The 25,937-nt window shown below is 52.1% G+C and carries 27 protein-coding genes; 18 read left to right on the top strand and 9 right to left on the bottom strand.

The genetic code is table 11. The features are described 5' to 3' along the window. Positions 1-47 precede the first annotated feature (47 nt). The 5 genes from ROA7450_RS08705 to ROA7450_RS08680 all read left to right on the top strand — a co-directional run bounded on the left by ROA7450_RS08705 (position 48) and on the right by ROA7450_RS08680 (position 5,253). The gene (locus ROA7450_RS08705) at positions 48-1,160 is read left to right on the top strand and encodes a Ppx/GppA phosphatase family protein (RefSeq protein ID WP_085805312.1); all 1,113 of its coding nucleotides are present in this window, start codon (positions 48-50) and stop codon (positions 1,158-1,160) included. Further along, a complete protein-coding gene (locus ROA7450_RS08700; RefSeq protein ID WP_085805311.1) occupies positions 1,160-1,894 on the top strand; it encodes an RlmE family RNA methyltransferase in 735 nt (244 codons plus the stop codon). The genes ROA7450_RS08705 and ROA7450_RS08700 overlap by 1 nt, the downstream gene beginning before the upstream one ends. 63 nt (positions 1,895-1,957) lie before the next feature. Beyond that, positions 1,958-2,794 carry a hypothetical protein gene (locus ROA7450_RS08695; RefSeq protein ID WP_143534407.1) on the top strand — a complete coding sequence of 279 codons (837 nt, stop codon included), beginning with the start codon at positions 1,958-1,960 and terminating at the stop codon, positions 2,792-2,794. Between the two features lie 97 nt (positions 2,795-2,891). Next, on the top strand, positions 2,892-3,878 hold the full coding sequence (locus ROA7450_RS08690; RefSeq protein WP_085805363.1) for a TraB/GumN family protein: 987 nt from the start codon (positions 2,892-2,894) through the stop codon (positions 3,876-3,878). Between the two features lie 454 nt (positions 3,879-4,332). Beyond that, on the top strand, positions 4,333-5,253 hold the full coding sequence (locus ROA7450_RS08680; RefSeq protein WP_085805308.1) for a manganese-dependent inorganic pyrophosphatase: 921 nt from the start codon (positions 4,333-4,335) through the stop codon (positions 5,251-5,253). 20 nt (positions 5,254-5,273) lie between these two features. On the opposite strand, the gene ROA7450_RS08675 is transcribed toward ROA7450_RS08680, so the two are convergent. From ROA7450_RS08675 to ROA7450_RS08665, 3 genes are all read right to left on the bottom strand, one after another. Next, the gene (locus ROA7450_RS08675) at positions 5,274-6,017 is read right to left on the bottom strand and encodes a glycosyltransferase family 2 protein (protein ID WP_085805307.1); all 744 of its coding nucleotides are present in this window, start codon (positions 6,015-6,017) and stop codon (positions 5,274-5,276) included. After that, positions 6,010-7,317 (bottom strand): glycosyltransferase 87 family protein, encoded by a 1,308-nt coding sequence (locus ROA7450_RS08670; RefSeq protein ID WP_143534406.1) that lies wholly within the window; start codon positions 7,315-7,317, stop codon positions 6,010-6,012. The genes ROA7450_RS08675 and ROA7450_RS08670 overlap by 8 nt, the downstream gene beginning before the upstream one ends. Positions 7,318-7,451: 134 nt before the next feature. Then, positions 7,452-7,721: a hypothetical protein gene (locus ROA7450_RS08665; protein ID WP_085805305.1), complete on the bottom strand. Its 270-nt coding sequence runs from the start codon at positions 7,719-7,721 to the stop codon at positions 7,452-7,454. Between the two features lie 209 nt (positions 7,722-7,930). Here ROA7450_RS08665 and ROA7450_RS08660 point away from each other — a divergent pair, with 209 nt between their 5' ends. Further along, a complete protein-coding gene (locus ROA7450_RS08660) occupies positions 7,931-8,377 on the top strand; it encodes a type II toxin-antitoxin system RatA family toxin (RefSeq protein ID WP_085805362.1) in 447 nt (148 codons plus the stop codon). Between the two features lie 585 nt (positions 8,378-8,962). Here ROA7450_RS08660 and ROA7450_RS08655 read toward each other — a convergent pair. The 3 genes from ROA7450_RS08655 to ROA7450_RS08645 are packed head-to-tail and all read right to left on the bottom strand — an operon-like array spanning position 8,963 to position 11,074. Further along, positions 8,963-9,451, bottom strand: coding sequence for a CinA family protein (locus ROA7450_RS08655; protein ID WP_085805304.1), 489 nt, complete (start codon positions 9,449-9,451; stop codon positions 8,963-8,965). Positions 9,452-9,455: 4 nt separating this feature from the next. After that, entirely contained in the window at positions 9,456-9,941 is a 486-nt protein-coding gene (locus ROA7450_RS08650; RefSeq protein WP_085805303.1) for a phosphatidylglycerophosphatase A family protein, read from the bottom strand. Beyond that, positions 9,938-11,074 carry a bifunctional 2-C-methyl-D-erythritol 4-phosphate cytidylyltransferase/2-C-methyl-D-erythritol 2,4-cyclodiphosphate synthase gene (locus ROA7450_RS08645; RefSeq protein WP_085805302.1) on the bottom strand — a complete coding sequence of 379 codons (1,137 nt, stop codon included), beginning with the start codon at positions 11,072-11,074 and terminating at the stop codon, positions 9,938-9,940. The genes ROA7450_RS08650 and ROA7450_RS08645 overlap by 4 nt, the downstream gene beginning before the upstream one ends. A gap of 159 nt (positions 11,075-11,233) precedes the next feature. On the opposite strand from ROA7450_RS08645, the gene dusB reads away from it, so the two are divergent. The 5 genes from dusB to ntrX all read left to right on the top strand — a co-directional run bounded on the left by dusB (position 11,234) and on the right by ntrX (position 18,401). Then, complete coding sequence (gene dusB / locus ROA7450_RS08640; RefSeq protein ID WP_085805301.1) at positions 11,234-12,229, top strand: tRNA dihydrouridine synthase DusB; 996 nt, start codon at positions 11,234-11,236, stop codon at positions 12,227-12,229. Further along, positions 12,226-13,302, top strand: a complete 1,077-nt coding sequence (locus tag ROA7450_RS08635; RefSeq protein WP_085805300.1) for a two-component system sensor histidine kinase NtrB — start codon at positions 12,226-12,228, stop codon at positions 13,300-13,302. The genes dusB and ROA7450_RS08635 overlap by 4 nt, the downstream gene beginning before the upstream one ends. 4 nt (positions 13,303-13,306) lie before the next feature. Next, entirely contained in the window at positions 13,307-14,644 is a 1,338-nt protein-coding gene (locus tag ROA7450_RS08630; protein WP_085805299.1) for a response regulator, read from the top strand. 98 nt (positions 14,645-14,742) lie between these two features. Beyond that, complete coding sequence (locus ROA7450_RS08625) at positions 14,743-17,013, top strand: sensor histidine kinase NtrY-like (RefSeq protein WP_234999471.1); 2,271 nt, start codon at positions 14,743-14,745, stop codon at positions 17,011-17,013. Next, complete coding sequence (ntrX, locus tag ROA7450_RS08620; RefSeq protein WP_085805298.1) at positions 17,010-18,401, top strand: nitrogen assimilation response regulator NtrX; 1,392 nt, start codon at positions 17,010-17,012, stop codon at positions 18,399-18,401. Before ROA7450_RS08625 ends, ntrX begins: the two co-directional genes overlap by 4 nt. A 57-nt stretch (positions 18,402-18,458) precedes the next feature. Here the strand turns inward: ntrX and ROA7450_RS08615 are convergent, their stop codons facing one another. Continuing rightward, complete coding sequence (locus ROA7450_RS08615; RefSeq protein WP_143534404.1) at positions 18,459-18,995, bottom strand: hypothetical protein; 537 nt, start codon at positions 18,993-18,995, stop codon at positions 18,459-18,461. Positions 18,996-19,027: 32 nt separating this feature from the next. Here ROA7450_RS08615 and trkA point away from each other — a divergent pair, with 32 nt between their 5' ends. The 6 genes from trkA (at position 19,028) to ROA7450_RS08585 (ending at position 24,751) form a co-directional block, all read left to right on the top strand. Next, entirely contained in the window at positions 19,028-20,404 is a 1,377-nt protein-coding gene (gene trkA, locus ROA7450_RS08610) for a Trk system potassium transporter TrkA (protein ID WP_085805296.1), read from the top strand. Positions 20,405-20,407: 3 nt separating this feature from the next. Beyond that, entirely contained in the window at positions 20,408-21,928 is a 1,521-nt protein-coding gene (locus ROA7450_RS08605) for a TrkH family potassium uptake protein (protein WP_085805295.1), read from the top strand. Positions 21,929-22,059: 131 nt separating this feature from the next. After that, positions 22,060-22,299: an RNA chaperone Hfq gene (hfq, locus tag ROA7450_RS08600; RefSeq protein WP_085805294.1), complete on the top strand. Its 240-nt coding sequence runs from the start codon at positions 22,060-22,062 to the stop codon at positions 22,297-22,299. Next, complete coding sequence (gene hflX / locus ROA7450_RS08595; RefSeq protein ID WP_085805293.1) at positions 22,296-23,573, top strand: GTPase HflX; 1,278 nt, start codon at positions 22,296-22,298, stop codon at positions 23,571-23,573. The genes hfq and hflX overlap by 4 nt, the downstream gene beginning before the upstream one ends. Before the next feature lie 74 nt (positions 23,574-23,647). Then, positions 23,648-24,112, top strand: coding sequence for a nuclear transport factor 2 family protein (locus tag ROA7450_RS08590; protein WP_085805292.1), 465 nt, complete (start codon positions 23,648-23,650; stop codon positions 24,110-24,112). Positions 24,113-24,121: 9 nt separating this feature from the next. Further along, positions 24,122-24,751: a pyridoxamine 5'-phosphate oxidase family protein gene (locus tag ROA7450_RS08585; protein ID WP_085805291.1), complete on the top strand. Its 630-nt coding sequence runs from the start codon at positions 24,122-24,124 to the stop codon at positions 24,749-24,751. A gap of 7 nt (positions 24,752-24,758) precedes the next feature. Here the strand turns inward: ROA7450_RS08585 and ROA7450_RS08580 are convergent, their stop codons facing one another. Beyond that, a complete protein-coding gene (locus tag ROA7450_RS08580; protein ID WP_085805290.1) occupies positions 24,759-25,226 on the bottom strand; it encodes an Lrp/AsnC family transcriptional regulator in 468 nt (155 codons plus the stop codon). A 106-nt stretch (positions 25,227-25,332) separates the two neighbouring features. Between ROA7450_RS08580 and ROA7450_RS08575 the strand changes: the two genes are divergently transcribed. Continuing rightward, a complete protein-coding gene (locus ROA7450_RS08575; protein WP_085805289.1) occupies positions 25,333-25,551 on the top strand; it encodes a DUF6356 family protein in 219 nt (72 codons plus the stop codon). Positions 25,552-25,568: 17 nt separating this feature from the next. Here the strand turns inward: ROA7450_RS08575 and ROA7450_RS08570 are convergent, their stop codons facing one another. Continuing rightward, positions 25,569-25,904, bottom strand: a complete 336-nt coding sequence (locus tag ROA7450_RS08570; protein WP_085805288.1) for a DMT family transporter — start codon at positions 25,902-25,904, stop codon at positions 25,569-25,571. Positions 25,905-25,937: the final 33 nt, after the last annotated feature.

The raw sequence follows: 25,937 nt of genomic DNA, 5'->3' as shown, positions 1-25,937 counted from the left end.
AGTGAATGCATAAGCTCGAAGTAACTCGAAATGGAGGGCGTACAGTTATGACGCCCAAGCGTCCCAAAAGTGCGGGCGCGATCCCGAAAAAGGTTGAGAGCCCCGCACTGATCTCTCCTAAGTCCGGGCCGCTTTATGCGGCATTGGATCTAGGGACAAATAGTTGCCGTATGCTGGTCGCCCGACCTCAGGGAAGCCAGTTTCAAGTTGTGGACAGCTTTTCAAAATCCGTTCAACTTGGTGCTGGGCTGGAAAAAACCGGGCGTTTGTCGCGATCTTCTATTTACCGGACCATTCAGGCGCTACGAGTTTGCCAGCAAAAATTGAAACGTCACAACATCAGCCGGAAAACGCTGGTTGCCACAGAGGCTTGCCGACGGGCAGCCAACGGTGCGCAATTTATGACCCGCGTTAAACGTGAGACCGGGCTTGTGCTGGATATCATCGATACCCAGCAAGAGGCCCAGTTGGCGGTCGTTTCCTGCGCGCCGCTGGTTCATTCTTATACCGATCAGCTTTTGGTAGTGGATATTGGTGGTGGCTCAACGGAACTGGTTTGGATCGACCTGACAGCCGTGCCTCGGAAAGATCGGGCCAAGTCGATTATGAGCATGCATGGTGGTTTTGCCGCCCGCGGTAGCACAAATGGTGGTGCTAAAGTTGTTGACTGGATCAGTGTACCGCTCGGTGTGGCCACGCTACGTGATCAATTTCGTGATGTTGAGGATGATAGCGCCCGGTTTGCGCTTATGAGTTGGTTTTTTGAAGAAAACCTATCGGAATTTGCTCCTTATAAGTACGAGCAAAAACGTGAAGGGTTTCAAATCATTGGCACCTCAGGTACCGTGACAACCGTTGCCGCCAGCCATCTGGATCTCAGACGCTATGACCGTAATAAAGTAGACGGTTTGCAAATGACCAGCGATGAGATTGACAAGGTCATTCGCAATTATCTTGCCATGGGACCCGCAGGTCGGCGCCGTGATCCACGCATTGGTCTGGACAGGCAAGCTCTGATTATGTCAGGTGCAGCGATCTTGCAGGCGCTTTTGCGGTGCTGGCCCACGGATCGACTGTCCGTCGCAGACAGAGGGCTTCGCGAAGGCATGCTGTATGCAATGATGGCCAATGATGGCGTTCTGGAAAACGAGATAGAGTGATGGCGAAACGACCTGATGGAAAAAACACCTCTGGACGCGGCCAGCGTGACCTGACCATCAAGGTCAAAACAGCGCGTGGGCGTCGATCATCGTCAACCCGTTGGCTGCAACGCCAGCTCAATGATCCCTATGTCAAACGCGCTCAGGCCGAAGGATACCGGGGCAGGGCGGCCTTCAAGATCATGGAGCTGGATGACAAATTCGGGTTTCTGGTGCCAGGTGCCCGTGTCGTTGACCTTGGCTGCGCCCCGGGTGGCTGGTGCCAGGTGGCCGTGCCACGAGTCAACGCTTTGGGTGAAATAGAAGGCAAACCACAAGGCACCATTCTGGGTGTCGACCTGCAAGAGGTTGAACCCTTGGCGGGATGTGAGTTCCATCAACTGGATTTCATGGAAGATGACGCTGACATTAAAGTTAAAGAATGGCTGGGCGGCAAGGCCGATGTTGTTATGTCTGACATGGCAGCCTCCAGCTCGGGCCATAAACAAACAGACCACCTTCGGATCATCGCTCTATGTGAGGCAGCCGCATATTTGGCCTTCGATGTGCTCGAAGAAGGTGGAACTTTTGTCTCAAAAGTACTCGCCGGCGGTGCCGAGGGCGATCTTCAAAAGCTACTCAAGCAACGCTTTACCAAAGTCATGAATGTCAAACCACCGTCATCACGCTCGGACAGCTCGGAAAAGTTTGTTGTGGCGATGGGGTATCGCCCCGAAACGAATGGCGATGCCTAGCTTGACAGTCAGCCTGCCTTGCGAAATGGGCCGATCAACTGAATTTAATCAAATGGTATTCTCGTGAGCAGTATCCCAATTATCACCTCATTGCCGCCAAGTTTTCCCCGCATCAACGACGCGGGCGAGGATGTCGGCATGGAGTGGCTGGATCGCTGTCTGAAGTCCTGGCACGACAACGGATTTGATCCCTATACGGTGAACGCCGTGTCCGAAAGCGTTGATAAATTCCCAAGAATCGAAAAATTTGGACGGCTTCAGGTACAGCGCGATGGATCTGAGCGGTTCAAAAAGAAATATGTGCCGATTGCCGACATGATGCAGGTGGCGGCCGAACGCTTCAGTGGCCCTGTGGCCATCGTAAACGCCGATATTCTGCTTGAGCTGAGCGAAGAGGCCCGCGAACGTATCAGCACTCTAAAACCCGGAAATTGCATCGTTGTAAAGCGTTTCGACGTGCAGGACATAACCTTGGAAAATGCAGAGAAATACCGCTCTGGCTACGATTTCTTTGTGTTTCATTCCGAGGACCTTGCGCGTATGCCGGACAATGGCATGTATTTTGGCCTGCCGTGGTGGGATCATTTCATTCCTGTGAGCGTGATCAATCAAGGCGTCAAACGTCTACCATCTGATGGCATAGATATCTATCACTTGCTGCATACCAATCGCTGGAAACGCCGGATCTGGCGGGATTTGGGCAGTCGCTTTCTTCATGATGTATTGCAAGCAGAGGGGACCGACACTCGGTCTTACTCAAATGGTTTATCTTCGTCGTCTAAAAGATTGAAAAGTAAATTTAAAACATGGGCAGCGTCCTCGTGGCCGCTCCGTGGGAAATTGAGTAAAGATTACTTTCTGGATCTCTCCGATTACAATATCGATTTTATAGACGGATAACCTGTAGTCCAAATTTCGTTTAGGCTTTCTGCTTGTGCGTGGGATTGGCCTCGGTAAAGTGCTGATCAGTTTGAACACTCATAAAGGTTGCTTGCTGATGCGCCGTCTGATCGCCGCTGTTTTGTTTGCCGTTTCCCCTCAATTCGCCATGGCACAAGCGGAATGCACAGGCATCGACCTGATCGCTACATTGCCCGCAAACGAGTTGGCGGAACTTGAAAAACAAGCCACAGCACTTCCGTATCCAGAGGGTATATTCTGGAAAGCCACGAAAGGCGCGCGGAGCATCACTATTTTTGGCACCTACCATTTTTCCCACGCCCAAACCCAAGCCCACCTAGAGGCATTAAAGCCCGTGATCACAGAGGCCGATGCGATTTATCTGGAAATCTCCAACGATAAGCAGGATCAGATGGCGCGGGAAATGGCCGATGACCCTTCGATGATGTTCATCACCGAGGGGCCCACCTTGGTGGATATGCTCAGCGAAGCAGAGTGGCAGTCGTATTCACAACAAATGACGGATCGGGCGATCCCGTCGTTTATGGCGGCGAAATTCAAACCGCTCTGGGCCTCTATGATGCTTGGCATTGGTCCGTGCGAGATGCGTAACGGCGCAATGGAAGGCGGCGGCATTGACACATTGATTGGTGACTATGCGGCTGAGCTGGGAAATCCGAGCCGATCCTTAGAGGACTTTCGTGTCCTGATGGGCATGCTGGATGATCTGCCGCAAGAGGATCAGCTGGACATGATCCGCCTGTCGCTGGACCTACCGTTCAGTGCTGATGATTTGTCTTACACACTCAAGGCGCAATATCTGGAGCAGAACATCGCATTGCTGTGGGAATATTCGCGCAAAATCTCGATTGAACAGGGGGATGAGGGAGCAGAAGAGGATTTTGCCCTGTTGGAAGAAAAAATGCTGACCCGCCGAAATCATGACTGGATCGAGGTGCTGACGGATCCCGCATTGCCAGTTCAGGTTTTTGTTGCGTTTGGGGCAGGGCATCTGCCTGGGAAAAACGGCGTGCTGTATCTTCTTGAAGCGCAGGGTTATGCGATTGAGCGGTTGAGCTTGTAAGTGCTGGTAGAATTTAGAAACTTTTTTGGTGTTTTACTAATCCTTAGTTTGGGTTGGATTTGGATTTGCTTGCTAATTCTATACGTTCAGTTCTTAAGGGCAAAAAAATGGCAAGACCTAATGGTTTGGGAGTGGCGAGATCTATTGGCTTGGGCTTCCATCGAAAAACGTATGAATTTTACAAATGAGATGTTCCAATCCCCAAAATTGGCGAAAGAGCGCAAACTGGTCAGTTATTCATTGTTTTTGTTAGTAATTATCTTGATGATCTGGGGCGCACTTACAATGGCAGTGACGGTAGCTGGCTAAATTTCACCCCAAGTTTGAACAATGTCATGCGATTAAGCAGCCTATTCCCCACCGACATTGCAGCCATGTCACATGCGCAGGTGACAAGGGAAGCAGGGCCTTCTATAAGGCGCGCAAATTCTCTTATCTTGCAGGACCGCAGCTTATGACCACGCTTGTTTTTGGCCACAAATCTCCCGACACAGATTCCACCGGATCACCGATCCTGTGGTCTTGGTACCTTAATGAGGTAAAAGGGGCCAACACCAAACCCGTTTTGCTGGGGGAGCCAAACACCGAAGCGGCCTTCATGTTGTCCCGCTGGGGCTTTGACAAGCCAGAGATCATTGCTGATGTCGCCGACGATCAGCCCTGTATTGTTGTCGATACCAACAACCCGGCTGAACTGCCTGCCAACATCAATGGCGCCGACGTGCAGGCGATCATCGATCACCACAAACTGGTTGGCGGTCTGGAAACCAAAGGTCCGATTGACATCACCATTCGCCCGCTGGCCTGTACCGCCACCATAATGATCGATCTGATGGGTGACGATGCCGTCAAGATGCCCGACGCCATCAAAGGCGCTGCGCTGACCTGCATCCTGTCCGACACGCTGGAATTCCGCAGCCCGACCACCACTGATCACGATCGCGCAGTCGCCGAAAAGCTGGCCGCTGATCTGGGTCTGAACGTGACGGAATATGCGGCGGAAATGTTTGCCGCTAAATCAGATGTATCTGATTTTTCCGATGCCGAACTGATCCGCATGGACAGCAAGGAATACGAAGTTAGCGGTAAAAAATTCCGCGTTTCCGTTCTGGAAACCACGGCGCCGGAAATCCCACTTGGCCGTAAGGACAGCCTGATGGAGAGCTTCAAGACCGTCGAATCTGAAGATGGTGTTGATCAGGTTCTTCTGTTTGTCGTCGACATTCTAAAAGAAGAAGCCACGCTTCTGGTGCCCAACGATCTGGTGAAATCCGTGGCTGAAAAGTCCTTTGGTGCTTCTGTGGACGGCGATGCAGTGGTGTTGCCCGGCATCATGAGCCGCAAAAAGCAGATCATTCCTAATCTCGCAGTCTAAGTGCACTTTAAAACGCCGGGTCAGAAACGACCCGGCGTTTTGGTTATAGGGCAAGCCTTTCGCTCGTGTTTGCGATCCCGCAGGGCTGTCATCAATATCGTTCCGATAATGGTTGTCCCGGCTAAAATTACGCCTTTGACAGTACCAGACACCTTGGAGCGGCCGGTCAGGCGTGCGCGATAATCCACCGGCACTTCAATCACCTTCAACTGATGCAAGATCGCTTTAAGCTGCATCTCTACGGTCCAGCCAAAGGCGCGATCCTGCATATCGATCTTCGAAAGTGTATCCCGTGTAATCGCTCGGAATGGCCCCAAGTCACTATAGGTTTGACCCCAAAACCTTCGGATCATCGAACAGGCCAACTTGTTGCCAACGCGCTGCGGTAGGGTCATCGCACCCGAAGCACAATGACCTAAAGCCCGCGAACCGATAACCAATTGTGCCTGTTGCTCCGCGATGGGGCGCACGAGGCGCTCCATTTGATCAGGATAGTCGCTGTAATCTCCATCAACAAACACCACAATGTCACAAGGTTTGAGGATCTCAATCCCCGCCAGGCAGGCTGCGCCGTAGCCACGTTGCGGCGCAAAGGCGATCTCTGCTTTGTGTTGACGCGCGACATTTACAGTCTGATCTGATGAGCCGTTGTCAGCGACGATAATCTGATCCACCCATCGGGGGATGTCTGACAACACTTTGGCGATGCCTTGCTCTTCGTTCAGCACGGGGATTATTACAGCGATCTTAAAGTCGTTAAACATGGCGCTTCGATTTTATGAGGAAGTTTTGCAAGCCTCGAATTTTGTCCATGAGTAAGCTCGCCCAAACCGGCAGCCAGATTATCCAAACCATTCCATAGTGATAAAAAGCTTCCAAATCATAAGCTGCAAAAAAGAAGTATGTGTAATGGAGTGGGATCAAAGCGCCTGCAACGAGCAGGGCCTTCATCGGGAAAACACACAAAAAGGGAGCGATCCACAAATAATACCATGGTGTTTGTGACGGCAGAAGCAAATATAGCAAGGCGAGGAGGAAAACATATCTCTTGAACAAGGCCTGACTGTCGCGTGATGTAAAACGGCACAGGTAAATCATGCCTACCGCTCCGATGAGCACTAAAATGAACCGTGCGAATTGAGATGAATACTCTGCTGTAAACAGTGAGGCGATTGCCTCCGCCACAAGATAAGCCGCCGACGAGGCGCGCCATTCCTGGGCAAAGGCGACAAAACCGGAGCTCTGATCCAACCCTGAACTGACAATGGGCCAGAAAATAAGGCCAAGGATAAGGCCCGTGCTTCCGACTGCTAAGAGCAACTGGATCGGCCGGTTCAACATTTGCCGCCAAAGAACGGGGGCTAGCATCACAGGCCAAACCTTGACACCGGCAGCGATGGCGAGAGTGACAGATGAAAGTGTGTTCCTGGTGCGAAGGATCAACCAGCCGGCAATCACCACTGGGAGCATGAGCAAGGGCTCCATATGCATGGAATTTGCAATCTCTTTTATCGCAATCGGGTGCCACCAGTACAGAGCACACCATAATGCAGGACGACTCGTTTGCTGAAGGATCAGGATCAAGAAAGCAAGCATCACAGCTTCAGTTGTTAAAGCCAAGATGCGCCATGCGTCAGGGTCTAGGGGCGAAATCCAATACGCCAGAACAAAACCACCTTGGGCAACCGGTGGGTAGATTGTCTTCAGTTCCGGGTAGTTTATGCGTTCTAATACTGGCGCAGCCTGCGTCGATAAGGACGCCGCCGAGAACGGGATGTCAGTTCCATCAAGAAACGACTCCGGTGTGTATTGATATGGGCTGTACCCATTGGCAGTCACAGCTCCATCCCAAAGATATCGAAAGTAGTCATCTTCAAGGATAGGTTCTGTGCCGAACTGCGATAGGCGCATTGCAACGCCAACAAATAGGACAAAGATCAAAATCCGATTTTGTTTAGATGCAGGCGTCGCTTGCACCAACCAAGGCAAGACAATTGCGCTTCCGGCGCTCAATCCAACATACAAAGTCACAAAGCTGAGTAGCGGCATGTCTTCCAGTGGCACATCATAGGAAAACAACGGGGCTGTGACGCGTAGTGTCAGCGCCGAAACACACAAGAGAGCACCCAAAACCAACCAGCCCAGAATAGGTTGCAACTTTAGTTGATCTTTGAGTGGCTGGAAAACGGTCAACAAACCTACTTAAAGCTACCTCGGCGCTTTTTCTTCTTTTTGTTTTTCTTCTTTTTCTTGGTGTTTTTGTTTGCTTCTTCCACCGCAAGCTGAGCGGGTGTTTTTGTTGCCGACGATTGTGCAAGTTCTATCGAATTTGAGGCGGCAAATGCTGCAGTAGGCGCATCGACGGGTGTCGGCTCAAACCAAAGATTTGCGTGTGCGCTCCCTGCGATAAACGCGGATGCAAATGCCCCGATCAGGGGTGCTTTCAGGTGAGCCATCCAATTTTCCATGGTCGAGTCCTCAAGTGTTTCGTCAACTAAGGTCAAATTATATCTTCAGGTCACACAAACAATGAAATCCTGTTCACAGTTTCGCCATCTGATTGAAAGCATCGGCACTCATGAGCAGAATTATTCTGTGCGTTCCAATTTCTGCACTTGAATTTCTTATGGCGGTTACCGAAAAGCAGGTTGTCAAATCGCCTCAGACGGAAACCGCAATGCCAAAACACTCGGAAACGCGCTCTTTGCCATACTCGGCGGTTCAAATGTATGACCTGGTGGCGGATGTGGCGCTCTATCCGAAGTTTCTGCCATGGACTTCTGCCGCACGTGTGCGGAGTGTAACGGCGCAGCCAGATGGATCGTCCATTATGTTCGCGGATCTGGTTATCAGTTTTAAAGTATTCCGAGAACGATTTGGAAGTCGCGTGACTTTGTGGCCAGAAGACAGACGAATCGAGACCGAATACTTGGATGGGCCATTCAAATACCTCGTTTCAAATTGGACCTTCACCGATACGGTGTCTGGTTGCGACGTCTCCTTTGATGTTGACTTTGAATTCCGCAACAAGATCCTTCAATCAGCTGCGGGTTTGTTCTTTTTTGAAGCCATGCAGCGTGTTGTTCGCGCCTTTGAAGAAAGAGCAGAAGATCTATATGGCTGAAGTTCGGATTGGTATCCTAATTTTTAAGGCGGTGGGGGGGTGGTTGATTCGCGCCTTCCGCGCTTGAATTGCACAAATTTGCGCAACAAAATTGGTGAAATTATGCGATATAGTTAATTAGTGACGCAACGTAATATTGATCATAATTTGATCACATTTTTACTTTTTTAGACCCAAACCAAGTACTTAAGTTAGGTCGGTTCGTCCTAACTCAATTTGGGATTGTTAATCTGCATTTACCACTCTGGGTAGCCAACTTATAATTGTATAATTCTAGCATAGCGAAAGTTGACGATAACGATACTTGGTCTGAAAATGCGACTATTTTTAAATTTAAAAGATCGTTTTCAACGGAAATCCGTTAGGATTGTGATCCCACCTTGGCAGGCGGGTAATGGTGTCAGTAAAAGTGAGCCAACCGACTGCCTCAAACGAGCAGAGATTGAAACGCTCTTTGTGCGCGAATTGCGAGTCGGTAAAGCTCCTAAAAAGACTTTAAAAGTTCTTCAAGGAAGAGCTAAGTAACATTGCACAGCGGGCGGAATCGAAAACATAAGCGACACGAAAACTATGCGATGTTGTGCTTCAATCTGCGGCACTAGCTTCATCCACCGCAGCAAGAAGCAGAGTGAGGGCGTGATCGGTGGCGTGTTGACGAACATTTTGGCGTCCCAAAGCACCAAACTCTACTGTTTCACATCTGATATTTCTACCTGACATAGCCAAACCGAAGCAAACCCTACCTTCTGGCTTAAACTGAGAACCACCCGGACCTGCGATGCCTGTTATGGATACCGCGAGGCTCGCATTGGCCAGTCGAAGTGCACCTTTCGCCATTTCATCGGCTACTTGCTCTGAGACTGCACCGTGTTCCTCCAAAGTGTCAGCAGACACGCCAAGGAGGTCGATTTTAGCAGCATTTGAATAGGTCACAAATCCGCGCTCGAACACGTTGGACGACCCAGGAATATCGGTGATCGCTGCAGAAACCATCCCGCCGGTGCAGCTTTCTGCTGTTGTCAATTTCAGTCGTTTATTTGATGCAATATCAACTAATTGTTTTGTCAAGCTCATGTCATTACATGTGTGAAATTGCGGCAAAGATCGTAACTCCAATGGCGGCGAAGATGCCAGCGATAACATCATCCAGCATCACGCCCAAGGCGTCGCCACGGCGGTCTGCCCAGCCAATGGGGCCTGGTTTCCAGATGTCGAACAGGCGAAACAACACAAACGCGGTGATCCAGCCGGGCCAAAGCGCTGTCAGCGGGGCACCCATGGCTGCGGCACCGATGGATACAGGCAGAAAGGCGATCCACTGACCGACCAGCTCATCGACCACAATTTCCGACGGGTCATGATCGTCTTTCCCCTTGGTTTCTTGGACCGTGGCCCACCAGCCTTTGAGAAAACCAGTAACTATGAAAATGCCCAACAAAATAGGCCCGCCGATCACGTGTATGAGCCACGCAATTGGCAATGCCACAGCGGATCCCCAGGTTCCGGGGGCGGGTTTCAGATGTCCGACGCCACAGACGGTGGCAATGAGCTGCGAAATATTCATAGCGATACCAACGTTGTAACGGCTTGTGCTGCGATACCTTCTTCGCGTCCAGTGAACCCTAACCGTTCGGTTGTGGTGGCCTTGACGGACACGCGGGAGATATCGATTCCTACGATGTCGGATAGTTTTGCCCGCATCGCATCTGCATGCGGTCCAATCTTAGGGCGTTCGCACATCATGGTGATGTCGATGTTATTGATTTTGAAACCCTTTTCGGCAGCCAACTGCACGGCATGGCGCAAGAAAATGTGACTCTCTGCGCCTTTCCACTGTGGGTCGCTGGGCGGGAAGTGACGACCAATATCCCCTTCGGCCAATGCACCATAGATGGCATCAGTGATTGTGTGTAGACCGACATCTGCATCGGAATGCCCCTGTAACCCGCGCTCATGCGGGATCGCCACACCACAAAGCATCACATGATCCCCGGGCCCAAATCGGTGAACATCGAAGCCTGAACCTACGCGTATATCCATTTGACCCTTCAGTAATTTTTCTGCGCGCAGGAAGTCCTCCGCATAGGTAATTTTGAGGTTGTTTTCATAGCCCTCTATGATCTCAACGTCTAATCCAACACTGCGCGCGACTTCAACATCATCCGCAGCTTCACCACCATCATAACTTTGATGGGCGGCGAGAATGCTTGAAAAATCAAAAGCCTGCGGTGTTTGTGCGCGGAACAATCCGGTGCGATCTTGCGTGCCGCTCACTTTGCCGTCGTCGCCACGCCAAAGGGCATCAGTCACTGACAAGGCCGGGGCAACGCCGGCGCAAGTTGTCTGAGACAATTGTTCAACGATGTTTGAGATTTGGCAGGGTGTGATACAACAGCGGGCGGCATCGTGAATAAGGACTTGATTGACCGAACGATCGGACAGCGCTTCCAACCCGTTTTGCGCCGACACTGCGCGTGTTTTTCCACCCGCAGCCAGAAGTACGTCAGGATCAGACAAAAGGTTCATATCGTCGGGATGCAAAACCACAACAATATCGGTGATTTCCGGCGCGTTGATGAAGGCTTGCAGCGTCCAATCGATCACGCGCTTCCCCGCGAGGGATTGCCATTGTTTTGGCAATTCGCCACCGGCACGGGTGCCCCGGCCGGCGGCTACGATGAGGGCAGCAGTCTTCATGTCAACTGATTACGCAACGACCATCCAGAGTGCAATGGTCAAGCTGTTGCCTAAAAAGTGTGCAATACCATCGTGTATTGTGAGGAAAGCCAGCCTGAAATGTTGTGAGATTACAGGTGTGGGGTTATGAAGTGACCAAAGTGCCTAAGGATTAAGCAAATGTCCGTGATGCTCAGTGATCGCACAATTACTCCGCCGGTGTTTTTGGCACCTTTGGCGGGAATCACGGATTTGCCGTTTCGAAATCTCGTGTCGTCATTCGGGGCAGGGCTTGTGGTCAGTGAAATGATTGCCAGTCAAGAGATGGTGCAGGCCAAACCCGGCGTGCGGGACAAGGCCGAACTGGGATTTGGCAACGTGAATACAGCCGTACAATTGGCCGGTTGCGATGCCTATTGGATCGCAGAGGCAGCCAAGCTGGCACAGGGTAACGGTGCACAGCTGATTGATATTAATATGGGTTGCCCGGCCAAAAAAGTAACCAGCGCAAGCGGGGCTGGGGCTAGTGGCTCAGCCTTGTTGAAAGATCTTGATCATGCGCTATCGCTGATCAAGGCTGTGGTGGACGCGGTTGCTGTTCCAGTGACCTTAAAGACCCGCCTAGGGTGGGATGACAATATGCTGAACGCGCCTGAACTCGCCCGCAGGGCCGAGGATGTGGGCATTCAGATGATCACGATACACGGCCGCACGCGATGCCAGTTTTACAAGGGACATGCGGATTGGGCGGCTATTCGAACCATCAAAGAGAGCGTTGCTATTCCGGTGATTGCCAACGGCGATATAATTGATGCCTCAACAGCTCAACGGGCACTGGGCCTGTCTGGGGCTGATGGGGTTATGATCGGGCGGGGCGCGCAGGGGCGGCCCTGGCAATTGGCGCAGGTGGCACATGAAGTGTTTGATTGTCCAGCACCAATAATTCCCGTTGGCCATGCTTTGATAGATCTTGTGAGTGATCACTACGAGGCGATGCTCGGGTTTTATGGCGTTGAGCTGGGCAATCGCGTCGCTCGTAAGCATCTGGGTTGGTATATGGACACGGTTGGAACAGAACCGAGCCTGCGAAAACCTATCTTGGTCAGCAAAGAGCCGGCGCAGGTGTTGAAGCTTTTGCCAGAGGCTCTGGCAACTTGCACACAGGTGGCTGCATGAGCGTGCCGAACGAGGCCATCTGGTCGGTTTTGCCGATGCCTGCTGTGGTGTTGGATGAATCAGATAGCATTGTGCATCTGAACCCTGCAGCTGAAGATTTTATTAATGCGTCCGAAAAGACCCTGATCGGCTTGTCTGCGTGGGAAAAGGTGAATGTGAAGCCGCCCTTTAGCAATGCTTTAGCGCGTGTGCGGGAGGGATCTGCGCCGCTCTATGCGACCGACATTGAGATCCAAGTTGGCCACAAGGGAACCGTCCAATGCGACCTGCAGATTGTTCCGTTTGCGGATGCGTCCGGGCATTTGTTGGTTTTGATCTCCCCGAAACGTGCCGCGGGCCATGCCGCGACAAGCCGGATAGCCCGTTCGGCAGCCAAATCTGCAATAGGAATGGCCGAAATGCTGGCTCATGAAATCAAAAACCCTCTGGCAGGCATAACCGGGGCGGCGCAACTGTTGGAAATGAATCTTCCGGCTGAAGATCAGGAAATGACCGAGCTGATCGTGAGTGAGTGTCGTCGTATCGTTGGGTTGTTGGATCAAGTTGAACAATTTGGGGATCTGAGTGGACCGAATCTGAAAGCCTCGAATGTTCATGACGTATTGGACCGGGCACGACAATCGGCCAGCGTAGGTTTCGCTCGGCATATGCAAATCAATGGCGATTATGATCCGTCTTTGCCATTGGTTTCGGCTGATGCGGATCAGTTGTTACAGGTTTTGCAAAATTTGTTAAAAAACGCGTCTGAGGCCGCAGATCCTGCTGGTGGGGTCATTCGCCTGCGGAGTTACTATGATCACGGGTTGCGTCTGCACGATAGCGAGACTGGTGGCCGTGCTGTGCCGGTTCAGATCGAGATTGAAGACGATGGCCCGGGCCTTCCCGCAGAGATTGCAGATGACATTTTCGAGCCTTTCATTTCAGGGCGCGAAAATGGCACTGGATTGGGATTGGCGCTGGTGGCCAAGATCATCTCGGACCACGGCGGAGGGATATCAGTCGAGAGCCGACCTGGCCGAACGCTGTTTCGGATTTCCCTGCCACTGGCCCCAAAAGACTTGAGCGAGGAATAGGACGATGGACGGAACAGTTCTGGTTGCAGATGACGATCGTACGATCAGGACAGTGTTGACCCAGGCCCTGACCCGTGCAGGGTGCAGGGTTCATGCCACCAGCTCGCTGACGACCTTGATGAGATGGGTGTCAGAGGGGCGGGGAGATGTCGTCATTTCTGACGTAATGATGCCCGACGGCAACGGTTTGGAAATGCTGCCCAAAATCGCCGAAGACCGCCCGGACCTGCCGGTCATCATCATCTCGGCGCAAAACACCATTATGACGGCCATTCGTGCGACCGAAGCGAACGCCTTCGACTATTTGCCCAAACCGTTCGATTTGCCGGACTTGATGAAACGAGTTGCGCGTGCTCTAGCACAAAACGCAGCTGCCCCCAGAGCCGAGCCCAAAACTTCGGCGGAGCAAGACTTGCCATTGATTGGTGGAAGTGCTGCGATGCAAAGCGTCTTTCGCATGGTGGCTCGTTTGGTGCAAAGCGACATGCCCGTTTTCGTCACCGGGGAATCGGGTGTCGGTAAATCGTTGATTCTGCGGGCTCTGCACGATTTCTCACCACGAGCAGAGCGCCCGTTCATCTTAGCCACCTCAGAAGATTTAGTGCGTCCCGAAAAGCTGCTGACACGTGCAAAAGGCGGGACCATCGCTTTCGAGGCGGTTGGCGAGTTGAACGCTGAGGCGCAGTCCCGTTTGGTGCGTTTGTTGGACACATCAGCAGAAACCGAAACTCGCTTTGTGGCGACTGGTCGGGATGGAGGTCAATCTGGATTGCGTGAAGATCTCTATTATCGGTTAAGTGGCGCGTTGATAGATGTGCCGCCACTTCGAGCACGGATTGATGACATTGCGTCTTTGGCCGATCATTTCCTGAACCATCAAGCAAGTTTTTCAGCAATGGAACTCTCTGATCCGGCTTTGGATCTACTACGCGAGCATCTGTGGCCGGGAAATGTGCGTGAACTGGAACACTTGATGGGCCGGGTAGGGTTGATTGCCGAAACCAATACTATTTCAGTTGCGGACCTTCAGGCAGCAATGGGAGGAGGGGCCACCACTGTGGCATCCCCGATGGCGTCGGCTCAAAAACACGAAACCCTGTCGGAATCAGTTGCCGAGCATCTTCAACGTTATTTTGATTTGCACGAGGGGATGCTGCCCTCACCGGGGCTTTATGCCCGAATTTTGCGCGAAGTTGAGCTCCCCCTGATTGAAATTGCTCTGGATTACACCTCGGGCAATCAGATCAAATGCGCCGAATTGCTTGGCATCAATCGCAATACTTTGCGCAAGAAGCTGACCGAGCTCGATATTCGCGTGACACGCCGCAGAAAGTTGATGTAAAACTGCAACAGCATTGCGGCGAGTTCGGATTCACTCCACCGAACTAACCAAATGTTGTGACAGTTTGATGGATCGCTACAACCTGCAGAGGGGATTACGTGGCAACAACGACACGTAGATTATCCTGGAACCGCGTCAGCCGTTTGCGGCGCTTGCAGCGTGTTCAAAATACAGCAGCGCTCGGATTGGTCGTGTTGGGCCCGGTTCTGGCGCTATTGACCTATCTCGTTCTCGGACCGTTGGACCAAACGAGCACATCAAATTCGCTCCGGGTCGTTCTGCTGGCGGACATGATCTATATTATCATGGTTGCGGCACTGGTTTTGCAGCGCGTAGTTCAGATGATCGCGGCGCGACGCCGACGCTCCGCCGGGTCTAGATTGCACCTGCGCCTGACCGGTGTTTTCGCGTTGATGGCGCTACTACCCACGATCACTGTGGCGGTGTTTGCCACACTATCGGTGAACATGGGCCTGGAGGCTTGGTTCTCAGACCGTGTGGGTCGCGTTGTCAGCAGCTCGGTTGCAGCTGCGCAGGCCTACGAAGATGAGCATAAGCGCGACCTGGAAACAGATGCGCGTGCTTTGGCGAATCTAATCAAAGCGACGAAACGGGCGGTGGTGTTTCTGGATGACGGCGATATCCGGCAGATGCTGTCGCGGGGGCAACGCGAAATTCAGCGCGGCCTACGCGAGGCTTTTGTCATTGATGGCACCGGCGAAATCCGTGCGCGGGGGGAACGGTCATATCTATTTGACTATGAAGAACCAACACGCGAACAATTTGAGAAGGCGAATGCCGACGGCATTTTGATCATCCCGGATTGGGAAAACAACGAATACCGCGCCTTGATGCCTCTTAATACGTTGGTAGATCGCTATTTGTATGTTAGCCGGAATGTGGATGGAGACATCCTTCACTTACTTGATGACACGCAAGAAACTGCCCGCTTTTATCAGCAACGAGAAAACGAACGCGGGCGTGTCCTGTTCGAGTTCGGAATTCTGTACCTCGGCTTTGCCGTCATCTTGATCTTGGCTGCAATCTGGTTGGGAATGTGGTTTGCGGAGCGTCTATCGAATCCTGTGGGTCGATTGACCAGCGCAGCGCAACGTGTTGGAGGCGGCGATCTAGAGGTCAAAGTCCGCGAAGAAGAGGGTGACGATGAGATTGCGCTGCTGAGCCGCTACTTCAACCAGATGACCCGGCAGCTCAAGGGGCAGCGTGATACGTTGATTGCCAACACCCAACAGATCGAGCGCCGCCGCAGATTGTTTGATTCCGTATTGGGGTCTGTTTCGTCTGGCGTAGTTGGGCTTGATGCGCGTGGGCAGGTTACCTTTGTAAACCGCTCAGCAGAGCGGTTGCTGGATTGGGATGAGGGCCAGCAATCGGTTGACCTCATTGTCGCGGTTCCTGAGTTTGGCGCACTCTTTGACCGTCTCAAGGAAAGCCCGGCGGGTTTTGTACAAGAAGAGATCAAAGTTAGTCGAAATGGACGACAGGAAAACCTGTTGGTTCGAATGTCGACGCGCCGGTCTGAAGAGGGCGAAGGAGAGGGCTACGTTGTGGCCTTTGACGACGTGACCGATTTGGTAACGGCTCAACGCACCGCCGCCTGGGGGGACGTCGCCCGCCGTATCGCGCATGAAATCAAAAATCCGCTGACGCCTATTCAACTGTCCGCAGAACGTATCAAACGAAAGTTCAGCCGTCAGCTTGAGCAAGATCAGGCCGAGAGTCTTGAACAGTTAACCGATGTGGTTGTTCGGCAAACCAATGACTTGCGTCGCATTGTTGATGAATTTTCCAAATTTGCGCGCATGCCTGAACCGGAAACGCGGAGGGAAAATCTGTCGCAATTGCTGCGCGAGGCTGTAATGCTGCAAGAGGCGGGCCAGCCAGATGTGAAGTTTACGACAGACTTCTCGCAGGATGACCTTTGGTCTGAGGTCGATTCAACCATGATCAGCCAAGCCCTGACGAACTTAATAAAGAATGCGGGTGAAGCCATTGAAAGCCTGCAGGAAAAAGGTGCCCCAAAGGGACATGAACCGCAAATACAGATCAGAAGTCTGGTTGCAGAAGGTCAGGCCGAAATTCGGATTTCCGATAATGGTATAGGGCTGCCAGAAGATAGATCACGATTGTTCGAACCCTATGTCACAACGCGTGACAAGGGCACTGGGCTGGGGCTGCCGATCGTGAAGAAGATCATTGAGGAACATGGTGGAACTCTTGCACTTGAAGACGCGCGCCCCTTCGACGAGGGAGCACGTTCCGGGGCCTGTGCGGTTGTGCGCTTGCCGTTGCTAGCGACGCTGCAAAAGAGTTCGAGTAATAACGATAAATTGGTGAGGACGAAATGAGCGATATTTTAGTTGTCGATGACGAAAGAGATATTCGGGAACTGGTTTCGGATATTTTGCAGGATGAAGGGTTTAAAACCCGCATGGCAGGTAACGCCGACGAATGCATGGCTGCAATCGGTGACAAAACACCTGCCATGATGATCTTGGACATCTGGTTAAAAGACAGCCACATGGATGGGATCGATATCCTCAAAAAAGTAAAACAGGACTACCCCGAGGTGCCGGTGGTGATCATTTCGGGGCACGGCAATATTGAGATTGCAGTCGCGGCGATCAAACAAGGGGCCTATGACTTTATCGAAAAGCCCTTCAATATCGACCAACTCATGGTGGTGATCCGGCGTGGCATGGAAACCAGCCGTTTACGTCGCGAAAACATCGAGCTGAAACAAAAGGATTCAGGGCCTAGTGAAATGTTGGGCGATTCGGCGTCTTACAAGGTCCTTATCAGTCAACTGGATAAGGTCACCAATTCCAACGGTCGTGTCATGCTAACTGGTCCAGCTGGATCAGGTAAGGAGTTGGCCGCGCGATATATTCACACCAACTCCAATCGGGCGATGGCGCCTTTTGTCAGCGTTGGGTGTGCATCCATTGAATCTGATCGCATGGAAGAAGTTTTGTTTGGTCGCGAAAGCCCCGAGCGTGGGGTCGAGTCAGGACTTTTAGAAGAGGCCAATGGCGGTATTATCTATTTTGATGAAGTAGCCGATATGCCGCTTGGAACGCAGTCAAAAATTCTGCGTGTGCTTGTCGATCAAACCTTCTTGCGAGTGGGGGGCAACGACAAGGTTCAGGTTGATCTACGAGTGATTTCCTCGACCAGTCGCGACCTGGAAGCGGAAATTGCAGCAGAGCGTTTTCGCAGTGAGTTATATCACCGCTTGAATGTTGTGCCGATTGCTGTGCCAGATCTCGAGGAACGGCGCGAAGACATTCCGATGTTAGCGGAGTACTTCATCGACACATTGAACAGGGAACAAGGGCTACCTGCCCGTAGCTTGAGCGGAGAAGCAACTGCATTGTTGCAAACAATGGAATGGCCGGGCAACGTCCGCCAGTTGCGCAATGTGATTGAACGGGTGCTGATCTTGGGTGACAGCAGTGGCGAAATCACCGCGGATGAAGTGCCCGAACAAAGCGAAACAGCGGCTGAGGATGGCCGAGTGGTTCTTTCAGGCGCGATCGCGACCATGCCGCTTCGCGAAGCCCGCGAGGCGTTTGAGCGTGAATATCTGATGACGCAAATAAACCGCTTCGGAGGAAACATCAGCCGTACCGCTGAATTCGTCGGGATGGAACGCAGCGCATTGCATAGAAAGTTAAAATCGCTTGGCGTTGTCAGCGGAGCAAAAGCTGCGCGTGAAGATCAGGCAAGCGATTAAGCTGAAAGCGCATAAAAACAAAGCCAAACCGCCCAGTGTGTCGGTTCGGCTTTTGTTTTACGGGGTTACAACGCGCCAATCGCCATTGGTTGTTTTGACGGCACAGCTTTGCTTGCTGATCGGTGGAGCAGGCAAATTGCTTGCCACTTGAGTATTGCTCAAGACCGTTTCGTCGCAACGCGGGAGGCTCACTTGACCGTAACCCTTTGACAGCATGCATTGATCGGCAACTGAAGCGCGAAGGCCTGCATTGGCATCATACTGCTCCCACCGGCCAGGTTGGACCAATATCTGACGATTGTAGCAGTAGTCTCCGTTGCAAACTGGCTGATAGCTGTAAACCGGCGGAATATACCGGGTTTGGATATTCGGAGGCACTTCGTTTGTTGCCTGCACCTGACACGCATTTTGATCAGTATCAACTTGTGCGTTGGTCACACCTTGTTTGTAAAATATGTCTGGAGGTGAGCAACTGCTTAAAATGACAAGTGCGGTTGTCCCAAATAAACCCTTCCGCATGTTTAAAAGTCTCCTACAATCTATAAAATCAACCTTAAGGACAAAGCGATTGACCATCCATACCCCATCTGTCATGCAACATATTCACGTAGGATAAGGCAAGCAGAATGAAGGTCATTATCTGTGGCGCAGGTCAAGTTGGTTGGCAGATCGCACGGCATCTGTCAGGCGAAAAAAACGATGTGACTGTTGTCGATAACAATCCAGATCTTGTAAAACGTGCAACAGACACTTTGGACGTGAAAGGCATCGCCGGATTTGCCAGCTATCCCGACGTACTGGAGCGGGCAGGGGCTCGGGATGCAGATATGATCATTGCAGCCACTCATTCGGACGAGGTCAATATGGTGACCTGCCAAGTGGCGCACTCGGCTTTTGCCATCAACCGCAAGATTGCGCGCCTGCGTAGCCAGTCTTATCTGGATGCGATTTATTCTGATATCTACCGTCGCGACCACATGCCGATCGATGTGGTGATCAGCCCCGAGCTCGAGGTCGCGGAGGCTGTACTGCAACGTCTGGCAGCACCGGCGGCCTTTGATACGGAAACCTTCTTGCAAGGTCGAGGTCAATTGATGGGCTTGAGGCTGGAGGAGGACTGTCCGGTTCTTAATACCCCATTGCGCCAATTGACTGATCTGTTTTCCACCCTGCGCGTGCTAGTGATAGGCATTCGGCGCAAAGGAAAACTGTTTGTTCCGGGGGCGAGCGATCAACTCTTTGAAGATGATGAGTGTTACATCTTTGCCCCGACCGAAGACATCCCGCGCACGCTGGAAGTCTTCGGTAAATCGCAACGAAATCAGGAACGATTGGTTATCGTGGGTGGTGGGAATATCGGCCTCGCCGTTGCGCAGGCGCTGGAAACACGCGCGACACGCACCCGCGCCAAGGTGATTGAACGCACCCGCAAATGCGCCGAACGCGCAGCTGATGCGTTGGAACGCACAATTGTTCTGAATGGGGATGGGCTGGACGCAACCCTGTTGCACGAGGCCGGGATTGATCGTGCAGACGCCATTCTCGCGGTGACCGACGATGATAAAACCAACATGCTGGCGGCAGTGCGTGCAAAGGCCGAAGGCTGCGCCTATTCGATTGCACTGATCAATGATCCTACTTTGCAACCCTTGATGTCGCCACTGGGCATCGATGCTTACATCAACCCGCGTGCGACTACAGTGAGTTCGATCCTTCGTCACATTCGCCATGGTCGGGTGAAAGCAGTTTATTCCATCGGTGATGCAGAGGCGGAAGTAATTGAGGCCGAAGTGCTTTCAACCTCAAGCATCGCCGGGCAACAGATCCGCGACATCGATTTCCCTGAAGGCGTTTTGATTGGGGCCGTGAAGAAGGGGAATGAGGTTCTTAAACCTACCGGCAGCCTGCGCATCGACTCCGGAGACGTAATCGTACTCTTTAGCCTGTCCTCGGACGTACCTGAGGTCGAGCAATTGCTTCAGGTTTCGATCGATTTCTTCTGATACATGATGAAGCGCCTGCTCAGATACCCATTGTTTCTGATCCTGTCTGGCCTGTCTGCGCTGGCCATGTTGGTGCCTGCTGCTCATGCACTTTATCAAGATGATCACAGCATGGCGCGGGCGTTTTTCTATTCTTCCGTGTTGGGGCTTATATTGGTCTTTGTGATTGGCCTCACGCTATCGGCTGCACCCAAACGGCGTGACCGTGATTTGCAGAACCTCTGGGCGCTATTCATGGCCTATACGGTTTTGCCGCTATACTTGGCTCTTCCGTTTTACGAAGGTCTGCAAACCACCAGTTATTTCAACGCCTATTTCGAGATGGTGTCGAGTTTCACTACCACGGGGGCCACCTTATTCGATGTCCCCGGGAGGTTGGAGTATAGCTTGCATTTGTGGCGGGGTCTGGTGGGTTGGTTGGGTGGCCTGCTGATTTGGGTGTCAGCTTCTGCAGTTCTCGCACCTCTTAATCTTGGTGGGTTCGAAGTGACTGCCACGGCCGAGCCCGGGCAGAGCGGCGCGCGAACAACCCAATTTCAGCGTGCGGATACTGCACGCCGAATCTTTGAATCGACGCGGTTGCTGGCACCATTTTACATCGGGCTGACGATTGCTCTTTGGCTATTCCTGACAATTAGCGGCGAAATTCCCTTCGACGCCTTAATGCATGCCATGGCCACACTGTCTACCAGTGGCATCAGCGCAATAGAAGGCATGGCGCAAACCGGATCTGGATTTGCCGGAGAAGTGTTGATTTTTTTGTTCATGATGTTTGCCCTGTCGCGGCTGACTTTCTCGTCAGACACGATCACCAGTGCGCGCCCGGGCCTGCATAACGATCCTGAGTTTCGGGTTGGATTGCTTGTGGTGATCCTCCTGCCGATTATTTTGGTGATCCGGCACTGGATCGGCGCGGCTGAAGTTTCCGAGGAAACCAATCTTGGCCTTATGCTGCAAACTCTGTGGGGCGGGGTGTTCACGTCCCTGTCCTTTCTGTCGACCACCGGCTTTGAAAGCTCTTATTGGGATGCCGCGCGTGATTGGTCAGGATTGGGGACACCGGGCATGATCCTGATGGGGTTGGCCCTGATCGGTGGGGGTGTTGCAACAACGGCGGGCGGTGTGAAACTCCTTCGCGTCTATGCGCTTTATCTGCACTGTCAGCGCGAGATGGAGCGCCTAATTCATCCCTCTTCGGTGGGGCGCTCCCAGACGATTGGGCGGCGTATCAGGCGACAAGGCGCCTTTATTGCCTGGCTATTTTTTATGTTGTTCGCTCTTTCCTTAGCGGTGATCACGGTAATACTGGCGCTTCTCGGGCAGGATTTCGAACAGTCGCTGGTATTGGCTATTTCAGCCCTTTCAACCACTGGTCCATTGACACAGGTTGCAGGGGAGCAGGCAATTGATCTTCTTCAGATGTCGCCCATTTCCAAACTTGTGATGTGTGTTGCCATGGTCATTGGCCGGCTCGAAACGCTTGCAATTATTGCGCTGTGTAACCCCACGTTTTGGCGTGACTGATCGCTGCAAGCTCCCTTGGGTCAAAGGAAAAATAATTTTAGGCTGGAAAGTCACGCCGCACCGATCCATACTCCGGCCACGGGAGACAGTGCCGGTTCGCGGCGCTCGCAAGAATAAAGGCAATAACAATTATGGCGACTGACAGACAGAACCTGCAAGATGCTTTCTTGAATCAGGTTAGAAAAACAAAAATTCCAGTAACTGTTTTTTTGATTAACGGTGTCAAACTACAGGGTGTGATCACCTGGTTTGATAATTTCTGCATCCTGCTGCGTCGGGATGGGCAATCGCAACTGGTATATAAACACGCAGTTTCGACCATTATGCCATCGCAGCCGGTCAACCTCTATGATGGTGACGACGCGTCTTGAGCGAGAATGATACCGCACGCACCCGCGCTTGGGTCGTGCATCCGGATATACCAGCTTCCTCCAATCGGCGAGAGCCTGAATACGCTTTGGCTGAAGCCAAATCTTTGGCCTTGGCGCTGCCGGGTATTGAAGTTTTTGGCGGGGATGTCGTGCGCCTGCCGAAACCTCACCCAGGGACATTGTTTGGCAAGGGTAAGATTGAAGAGCTGAAAGCCCTGATCGAGGGCCAGGAGATTGACCTGTTGCTGATCGACGGGCCGGTGTCCCCAGTACAGCAACGCAACCTTGAAAAGGCGCTTGGTCTGAAGCTATTGGACCGCACAGGTCTGATTCTTGAGATTTTCAGCGACCGTGCCGCCACCCGCGAAGGCGTACTACAGGTCGAAATGGCCGCCCTGAGTTATCAACGCACCCGCCTGGTTCGCGCCTGGACCCACCTAGAACGTCAACGGGGCGGATTGGGCTTTGTTGGCGGACCGGGGGAAACCCAAATCGAGGCGGACCGCCGTGCTATTGATGATCAATTGGTACGCTTGCGCCGACAGCTTGAAAAGGTGGTGAAAACCCGCGCTTTACATCGGGCAGCACGCGCCAAAGTGCCGTTACCAATCGTCGCCTTTGTTGGCTACACGAACGCGGGAAAGTCTACTCTTTTCAATCGATTGACAGGTGCAGATGTGATGGCGAAAGACATGCTTTTTGCCACGCTCGACCCGACCATGCGCAAGATCGAATTGTCAGACAACGGCCCCGAGGTCATCTTGTCGGATACCGTAGGTTTTATCAGCGACCTGCCGACTGAACTAGTCGCGGCTTTCCGAGCAACATTGGAAGAGGTGTTGGCGGCTGACCTGATTTGTCACATCCGGGATATTTCGCATCCTGAGAGCGAAATTCAGGCCGAGGATGTGCAAACCATCCTTGAAGGGTTGGGAGTTAAGAAAGACACGCCACATATTGAGGTTTGGAACAAAGCCGATCAGGTTGCACAGGAAGACAAGGCTGCAGTGGCCAATCAAGCAGGGCGCGCGGATGACGTTCATCTCGTATCTGCTTTGACTGGCGAAGGAATTGATGGGTTAATCGAAGCGATTGCCATTGGTTTGGCCGGTCATACCCGAGAAGAAGAGATGGTCCTTGGCTATAGTGATGGCCGTAAACGCGCTTGGCTTTATGAAAAAGGGTTGGTTCAGTCGGAAGAGCAGGGCGAAGATGGATTTCATCTGACGGTGAAATGGAATCCACATCAGGCAGCGCTTTTCGAGAAAATGTAAATTGGGGTTTCAATCTTGACAGATCGGTACATGGAACTATTTATGGTGTACCGAACGGTTAAGAAAGGCTTGTCATGCCCCGCCCACCATTGCCCCCATTCACTAGGGAAACAGCTATCCAAAAAGTGCGCTTAGCCGAAGATGGCTGGAACAGCCGCGACCCGGCCAAAGTTGCACTGGCCTATACGTCCGATACCAGCTGGCGTAACCGCGATACTTTCGTCACTGGACGTGATCAGGTTGAGGTGTTCTTGGCCAACAAGTGGCACAACGAGCAAGAATACCGCCTGATCAAAGAGCTTTGGGCCCATGACGGTAATCGCATCGCAGTGCGTTACGCGTATGAATGGCACGATGCAGAGGGGCAGTGGTACCGATCCTATGGCAACGAAAACTGGGAATTTTCTGACGATGGCCTGATGGCCAATCGGTATGCCAGTATCAATGATCAGAAAATCTCAGAAAGTGACCGCAAGTTTCGCTGGCCACAAGGCCGACGCCCGGATGATCATCCGGGATTAAGCGAACTAGGGCTGTAGGAGGCTTAGATGAGCAAACGATTTTATGACCACCTGTTCACGGATGCGGTGCAAGCCATGCAGGATGAAAACGGCGCACTTGGCCTTTACGCACGGCAGATGGCTGAAGAAGCCCCCGCCAATGACAGGTTGGGCGATAAAGAAACGCAGTTTATCTCGATGCGGGATGGATTTTATCAAGCCACAGTATCGGAAAGCGGCTGGCCCTATGTTCAGTTTCGCGGTGGCCCGCGTGGTTTTCTTACGGTTCTGGATGAAAAAACAATCGCTTACGCAGATTTTCGCGGCAATCGTCAGTATATCAGTACAGGCAACCTGTCACATGATGATCGGATCGCTATGATTTTGGTAGATTACCCTAATTCGGCGCGTATCAAGATCTTGGGGCGAGCTAAATTAGTTGAGATGGTGGATGATCCGGCGTTGATGGAGCGACTTCAGGATACGACTTACAAGGGGCGGCCAGAACGTGCTGTTGTCGTCACCGTGGAAGGGTTCGATTGGAACTGTCCGCAACATTTGCCAGTGCGTTTGACGATCGAAGAAATGCAGCCCATCCTTGCCCCGTTTCAACAAGAGATGGCGCAACTGAAAGAAGAAAACAAATTATTGAAACAAAAGATCGCTAGCCTAACTTAAAGTTAATTCAAGCTCTATGAACAGGGAGCTCGGTAGTCTCCTTGATCTCTTCCATCACGAAACTGGCGGATACATCCCCCATTGGGACTCGGGCAATCAGGGTCTGGTAGAACCGATCATAATCCGCCATATCCGCCACGCGTGCCCGGATAAGGTAGTCCAGATCGCCGGTCATCCGGTACACGCCTTGGACTTCGGGCAAGCTGCGGGTGGTGCGGGCGAACTTCTCCAACCAACTGGCATCATGTTTGGCAGCTTTGATTTGCATCACCACGCTGAGCCTAAGACCGATCATGTTTGGATCAACTAGCGCCACACGTTTGCGAATGACACCTGCGGTCTCAAGGGCTTTGACGCGACGCCAACATGCATTGCGCGACAGCCCAATCCTCTCGCCTAGGGATTCGAGCGGCAAATCAGCGTCTTGCTGCAGTTCTGTTAGGATTCTTTTATCAATTTCGTCAATATTCACCATAATATGTATGTTAATTGGGAAAATATCACAGGTACAGATCAAATTTCGTAAAGCTTTGGGAAAGCATCAACCTGCCTCTGTCTTATGTTTAACGAAAGCGAACAGAATGAGAGGAAACACAATGCTGACCAAGGTATTTCTGGAACACCCACGCAAAGTCGATGAGAGCTATCTCGAGCATGCGGTTTTTGCCAGCAAGTTTAGCTTCAAACTATTTTTGGCCGCCGGTGCCGCGCTGGTTCATGCAATCATTCCGGTCCTGTTTGAAAAAACCGCCAGCAAGATGATCGCAGAAATGTATGCCAAAACTCACAATCGCGGTTAATCCAGCTCGGTAGTTTGTTAGTGGCTGGCCGTTGTCGAAAACAGATTGATGACGACAATGCCCGACACGATCATCGCGAGCCCGATCAGGGCGGGTACATCGACTTTTTGTTGATATACGACCCAACCAATCAGCGCTGTTAGACATATCCCCATGCCAGACCACACCGCATAAGTGATTCCCAGCGGCAGATATTTCAACACGTGCATTAATAGGTAGAGTGCGGTTCCAAAGCCAACCAAAACACCGACAGAGGGCCAAAAGCGCGAAAGCTGCTGTGACGCCTGCAGTGAAGTGGTTCCGACGGCTTCGAACAAAACGGCGAAAAATAAAAGCAGATAACCTTTGCCCATTGCGGCACTCCAATCAGCTATGATCCATCCACA

The sequence above is a fragment of the Roseovarius albus genome (assembly GCF_900172335.1).
Taxonomy (GTDB): domain Bacteria; phylum Pseudomonadota; class Alphaproteobacteria; order Rhodobacterales; family Rhodobacteraceae; genus Roseovarius; species Roseovarius albus.
Note: the sequence above shows the minus strand (reverse complement) of the source record. Positions and strands in the feature narration are given on the sequence as shown.

Bases quoted from the DNA above. Each gene is read 5' to 3' on its own strand.
- ROA7450_RS08635 (WP_085805300.1), top strand. From the start codon at position 12,226: ATGAGCGTGCCGAACGAGGCCATCTGGTCGGTTTTGCCGATGCCTGCT.
- ROA7450_RS08605 (WP_085805295.1), top strand. From the start codon at position 20,408: ATGATGAAGCGCCTGCTCAGATACCCATTGTTTCTGATCCTGTCTGGC.
- ROA7450_RS08575 (WP_085805289.1), top strand. From the start codon at position 25,333: ATGAGAGGAAACACAATGCTGACCAAGGTATTTCTGGAACACCCACGC.
- hfq (WP_085805294.1), top strand. From the start codon at position 22,060: ATGGCGACTGACAGACAGAACCTGCAAGATGCTTTCTTGAATCAGGTT.
- ROA7450_RS08680 (WP_085805308.1), top strand. From the start codon at position 4,333: ATGACCACGCTTGTTTTTGGCCACAAATCTCCCGACACAGATTCCACC.
- ROA7450_RS08650 (WP_085805303.1), bottom strand. From the start codon at position 9,941: ATGAATATTTCGCAGCTCATTGCCACCGTCTGTGGCGTCGGACATCTG.
- ROA7450_RS08590 (WP_085805292.1), top strand. From the start codon at position 23,648: ATGCCCCGCCCACCATTGCCCCCATTCACTAGGGAAACAGCTATCCAA.
- ROA7450_RS08660 (WP_085805362.1), top strand. From the start codon at position 7,931: ATGCCAAAACACTCGGAAACGCGCTCTTTGCCATACTCGGCGGTTCAA.
- ROA7450_RS08645 (WP_085805302.1), bottom strand. From the start codon at position 11,074: ATGAAGACTGCTGCCCTCATCGTAGCCGCCGGCCGGGGCACCCGTGCC.
- dusB (WP_085805301.1), top strand. From the start codon at position 11,234: ATGTCCGTGATGCTCAGTGATCGCACAATTACTCCGCCGGTGTTTTTG.
- ROA7450_RS08570 (WP_085805288.1), bottom strand. From the start codon at position 25,904: ATGGGCAAAGGTTATCTGCTTTTATTTTTCGCCGTTTTGTTCGAAGCC.
- ROA7450_RS08615 (WP_143534404.1), bottom strand. From the start codon at position 18,995: ATGACAGATGGGGTATGGATGGTCAATCGCTTTGTCCTTAAGGTTGAT.
- ROA7450_RS08580 (WP_085805290.1), bottom strand. From the start codon at position 25,226: ATGGTGAATATTGACGAAATTGATAAAAGAATCCTAACAGAACTGCAG.
- ROA7450_RS08675 (WP_085805307.1), bottom strand. From the start codon at position 6,017: ATGTTTAACGACTTTAAGATCGCTGTAATAATCCCCGTGCTGAACGAA.
- ROA7450_RS08585 (WP_085805291.1), top strand. From the start codon at position 24,122: ATGAGCAAACGATTTTATGACCACCTGTTCACGGATGCGGTGCAAGCC.
- trkA (WP_085805296.1), top strand. From the start codon at position 19,028: ATGAAGGTCATTATCTGTGGCGCAGGTCAAGTTGGTTGGCAGATCGCA.
- ROA7450_RS08690 (WP_085805363.1), top strand. From the start codon at position 2,892: ATGCGCCGTCTGATCGCCGCTGTTTTGTTTGCCGTTTCCCCTCAATTC.
- ROA7450_RS08665 (WP_085805305.1), bottom strand. From the start codon at position 7,721: ATGGAAAATTGGATGGCTCACCTGAAAGCACCCCTGATCGGGGCATTT.
- ROA7450_RS08700 (WP_085805311.1), top strand. From the start codon at position 1,160: ATGGCGAAACGACCTGATGGAAAAAACACCTCTGGACGCGGCCAGCGT.
- ROA7450_RS08705 (WP_085805312.1), top strand. From the start codon at position 48: ATGACGCCCAAGCGTCCCAAAAGTGCGGGCGCGATCCCGAAAAAGGTT.
- ntrX (WP_085805298.1), top strand. From the start codon at position 17,010: ATGAGCGATATTTTAGTTGTCGATGACGAAAGAGATATTCGGGAACTG.
- ROA7450_RS08630 (WP_085805299.1), top strand. From the start codon at position 13,307: ATGGACGGAACAGTTCTGGTTGCAGATGACGATCGTACGATCAGGACA.
- ROA7450_RS08655 (WP_085805304.1), bottom strand. From the start codon at position 9,451: ATGAGCTTGACAAAACAATTAGTTGATATTGCATCAAATAAACGACTG.